The following is a 3,547-nucleotide window of genomic DNA, read 5'->3' as shown; positions in this document are numbered from 1 at the left end:
CTTTTGCTCTAACTAAAATCCCCCGGAAAGTTACCAGCTTTTTAGGGGGACTACCAAAAACTACCAGATTTATATGCTTTCTACTACTCACATTATATCACATCTTTCTCCTAATGGGGAGAAAAAAGACAGCAGTTATCGCCTAGACACTTTCGAGGCTAGGCTAGCCTGCGGTAACAGTTGGGAACATAGCCTAGCTGAGTATCTGAAGACTCAGGGGCTAGACAAGGTTTACCATCTGGATCAACATATGACCCACAGGGCGGTTTATGGAAGTTACAAGGCTGACCCGGATAACTGGAGATCGCGGAGTCAGTCTAAGCTAGCCCAAAACTTGAATCCAAAGTACCAAAGGGACATCCGAGTTATCCACAGGGGTAAAGGTTATAACATTGAAGTCAAGTCCAAATCAGGCATCTTTGGAAACCATAACATACTGGTAGGCGGTATTGCAACCCGATGGGAGCGCTATAAGTTCCCGGTTCACTTTGTTATTGCCATCGACCGCGCCACAGGAGAAGCCAGGGTAACTGAAGCGGATAGGCTGACCAGGGAGACAAGCTGGCTGCGGATTAAGGCTGAGGAGCTATCCTATGGAGTCCCCCGGCATTTGTTTAAGCCATTAGATAGCTGGCTAGACTTTATTAAAAACCAATAACCAACTAAAAAACCCTCTGGATGTCCAGAGGGCTATTTGTTTATCATCGGTTTCTCTAGGGTTTATTGGGTGCGTTCTGTAGCCATTGTAGTAACTTGTTGGTAACTGCTGTTTGCTTGTCGATCGCTATCTCCAGTTTGTCTATGGTGGCAGACATTTTCTCATGGTTTCTATTCAAAATCTCGATAGTTTCTTTGAGTGACTTCTGGCGCTTAGGGTACTCTTGATAGTTCCTTAGTAACCAGTTAGTTGAATAGGTAGAAAAGTTAAACATAGTTTTAGTTATTTCTTAAGGTTTTCTTAGTATTTAATCGGGCTTGTCTAAGTACCATTCTGAGTACAGTACTGAAGGATTCGCCCGACTCTTGGGCGAGTGCATTTAACCATTTCTGGGTGTCCTCATCTACCCTTACTGATATCCGTTGAAGGTTCATTGTTTTGTCCTTGGGTTATTTACCATACTTTGTCCGCCGATGACAGCGCTTGTTGACAGTTTATAGACAGAAGCACCTAATATTTCAAGGACTAAGAAAATGGTTAACCTAGATTATTTGAAACAACAAGCGCGAGAAATGGCAGCAGAGGCAGCTAAGGCACAGAGAGAAGCTGAGGCAGCCCAGAAAGCCATTGATGATGCAGAAACATTTAAGAAAGTATCAGCACTCAAAACAGTACAGGCGCTAGGTGGTGCGGTTCAAAAACTGATTAAGCATGGTCAGTTATCCCCTAATCATTCCCAGACTTATTTGAATCAATATGTTAAGGTCTATGGTCGGGATAAAGCTATCAATGAATATCTAAGACTGGCTACATTGTTGCTATCTCAGGAAAACTTTGGGGTAGAAACTACAACCGCAAGATTCGGTAATGGGGGACTCCTATGGCAAGGACAAAACTTCAAGAATGCCGAGGAACTTCATGTAGCAGTTCAAGAACTAATCGGAGAAGATCCATTAGGAAGCGTTCAGTGGATTTATAGTATCTTGGAATCTGTTTTTTCAGAAGACCCAGGTGCAATAGTTTTAGCTTGTTCTACTGTAGAGAGATTTGAAGGTTTTGCTAATCTTTACCGCAGAGAAGTAGAGGCTGCTAAACAACCCATCTCAATCCCTGATATGTCCCAACTTACCACCGAGGATGCCATTTTACTTTCATCTTTCTTAGGACAGTTCTAGAGCCACTTAGGAGCCACCCAGGCTCCTTTGATTGTCCCCTAATAACCAATAGCCCCACTGGACATCCGGTGGGGTTTATTGTGCGCGTAGGGTCACAGCAAGTAAACTGAGGAAGTGCCGATTATCTCTAGGTATCTCTGGTTATCTCTGATTATCTCGGTTTTTGGATACAGCAAGTGCATTGAAAGATTGCCAGCGATCGCCATAGTATTTATACCTATAAAGGATAAAACATCTCTATCCTTAGCTGGTAAGGGTTACAGGGGCTTTTAGTTGCGGCTAGTCGGCTTATATGTCAGCCTAAATAACCCCAGCTACTCTAACCAGGTTAACCTATGTGCCAGTTTATGCATTTATGTACCAGCTAAGGATAGCCATTTAGTATCCCAGTAGGGTACAATGGGAGTATACTAAGAAAGGAAAAAGACAATGGAACTACCAGTTTTTACTAGAGCTACTTTGAGTTTAGATGAGTACCTGATCGGGCTAAATAAGGAAGAACTAGAGCAGCTATCGGTTATCCCATCGGTTAGGTCAGCCAGGAAGACCCTGTACACCCTACAAGGTTCTAAGTTTATTGACCTCTGGGCGCTTTATGTGGATAGCCTGCCCCTGGATATCGATGAGGATGGAATCAATGACTAATCAGAGAACCAACCGCAAAGTTAAGTTACAGGTATGGCTAACCGAGGAAGAACATCAACTATTGTCCCAGGCGGCTACTGTAACAGGTCAGGGGATGTCTAGCTATGTCCGGTCTACTGTCCTGAAGGCGATCAAGGCAGATTTAGGGGCATCAGTAGACAGCATTAGTAACCAGTAACAACCATGAAACCTAACCGCATGATCTATGACCCTGCTTATTGGTCTTACTATGTTCTCAATGGTCGAGTCTACCGAGACTGCCAGATCGATTCTGTAACCTTTCATGGCACTCAGACATTAACCCATTTCTTTGAAGCTAACCAATACTTAGTTAAGTTAGTTGATGAGGATGATAATGAATACCAAGAGACTATCAGTAGAGTTGTTACTGAATGGGGTTTTGTCGAGTACCTAGCGGATATTTGGGATGAAGTGAACTTTGCCAAAGGTACATAGCACCCTTAGACACCCACAAGCATAAGTACTTATTCCTTAAGATAGATATCTAGTATTCTTTAGATTCTCTTAAGGTTTCAGGGGGGTAATCCGAGGACAGGCAGAGGCTAGAACCCTGATTCTTTGGTTAGTAAAACTAAATGACAATATCCAAGAGTAGGGACAAAAAGGAACACACCCAAATGACTAGAAACCTAAAGATAAACATCCGGGCTAATGAACAGGAAGTGGCAAAGATTAAACAGCTTGCCGCGATCGCTGGATACTCTCAGTCTGAATATATTCGGCTAGCGGCTTTAGGCTTCCCGGTGCAACCTCAAGTAACCCAATAAAACAACAGGGGCAACCAGCGCGAACTAGTTACCCCTAGACCCTAAATATTTCAAAGACTCGAAGAAGACAAACAAACCGGGATAAGCCCCAAGGATTCAAATAATACTTTATAATAAAATAAGATACTAACAGTAGTAATCAGTCAGCATTTACATTACCTCTTGCATATATTAGGTACTTTAGATGCCATTAGGGGTGCTGAGATTACCTTGATTAACTGTTGTACCCTATCCTATCCCCCTGATACCTTTGGTATGATACCAGATACCATCTTAGATAA

General features: G+C 42.8%; 7 protein-coding genes. 6 read left to right on the top strand and 1 reads right to left on the bottom strand.

Annotated features, from left to right (window positions below; translation table 11 throughout):
* The first annotated feature begins 73 nt into the window (after positions 1-73).
* A complete protein-coding gene (locus IQ229_RS18430) occupies positions 74-658 on the top strand; it encodes a hypothetical protein (protein ID WP_194046194.1) in 585 nt (194 codons plus the stop codon).
* 55 nt (positions 659-713) lie between these two features.
* Here the strand turns inward: IQ229_RS18430 and IQ229_RS24200 are convergent, their stop codons facing one another.
* Positions 714-932: a hypothetical protein gene (locus IQ229_RS24200; RefSeq protein ID WP_228013555.1), complete on the bottom strand. Its 219-nt coding sequence runs from the start codon at positions 930-932 to the stop codon at positions 714-716.
* A gap of 259 nt (positions 933-1,191) precedes the next feature.
* On the opposite strand from IQ229_RS24200, the gene IQ229_RS18425 reads away from it, so the two are divergent.
* The 5 genes from IQ229_RS18425 to IQ229_RS18405 all read left to right on the top strand — a co-directional run bounded on the left by IQ229_RS18425 (position 1,192) and on the right by IQ229_RS18405 (position 3,266).
* The gene (locus IQ229_RS18425; protein ID WP_194046192.1) at positions 1,192-1,833 is read left to right on the top strand and encodes a hypothetical protein; all 642 of its coding nucleotides are present in this window, start codon (positions 1,192-1,194) and stop codon (positions 1,831-1,833) included.
* 429 nt (positions 1,834-2,262) lie between these two features.
* Entirely contained in the window at positions 2,263-2,478 is a 216-nt protein-coding gene (locus IQ229_RS18420) for a hypothetical protein (RefSeq protein ID WP_194046190.1), read from the top strand.
* Positions 2,471-2,656 carry a plasmid mobilization protein gene (locus IQ229_RS18415; RefSeq protein WP_194046188.1) on the top strand — a complete coding sequence of 62 codons (186 nt, stop codon included), beginning with the start codon at positions 2,471-2,473 and terminating at the stop codon, positions 2,654-2,656. Before IQ229_RS18420 ends, IQ229_RS18415 begins: the two co-directional genes overlap by 8 nt.
* Positions 2,657-2,661: 5 nt before the next feature.
* Complete coding sequence (locus IQ229_RS18410; protein WP_194046187.1) at positions 2,662-2,934, top strand: hypothetical protein; 273 nt, start codon at positions 2,662-2,664, stop codon at positions 2,932-2,934.
* A gap of 182 nt (positions 2,935-3,116) precedes the next feature.
* The gene (locus IQ229_RS18405) at positions 3,117-3,266 is read left to right on the top strand and encodes a plasmid mobilization protein (protein ID WP_146110928.1); all 150 of its coding nucleotides are present in this window, start codon (positions 3,117-3,119) and stop codon (positions 3,264-3,266) included.
* The last annotated feature ends 281 nt before the right edge of the window (positions 3,267-3,547 follow it).

The sequence above is a fragment of the Nostoc cf. edaphicum LEGE 07299 genome (assembly GCF_015207245.1).
Classification (GTDB): domain Bacteria; phylum Cyanobacteriota; class Cyanobacteriia; order Cyanobacteriales; family Nostocaceae; genus Nostoc; species Nostoc edaphicum_B.
Note: the sequence above shows the minus strand (reverse complement) of the source record. Positions and strands in the feature narration are given on the sequence as shown.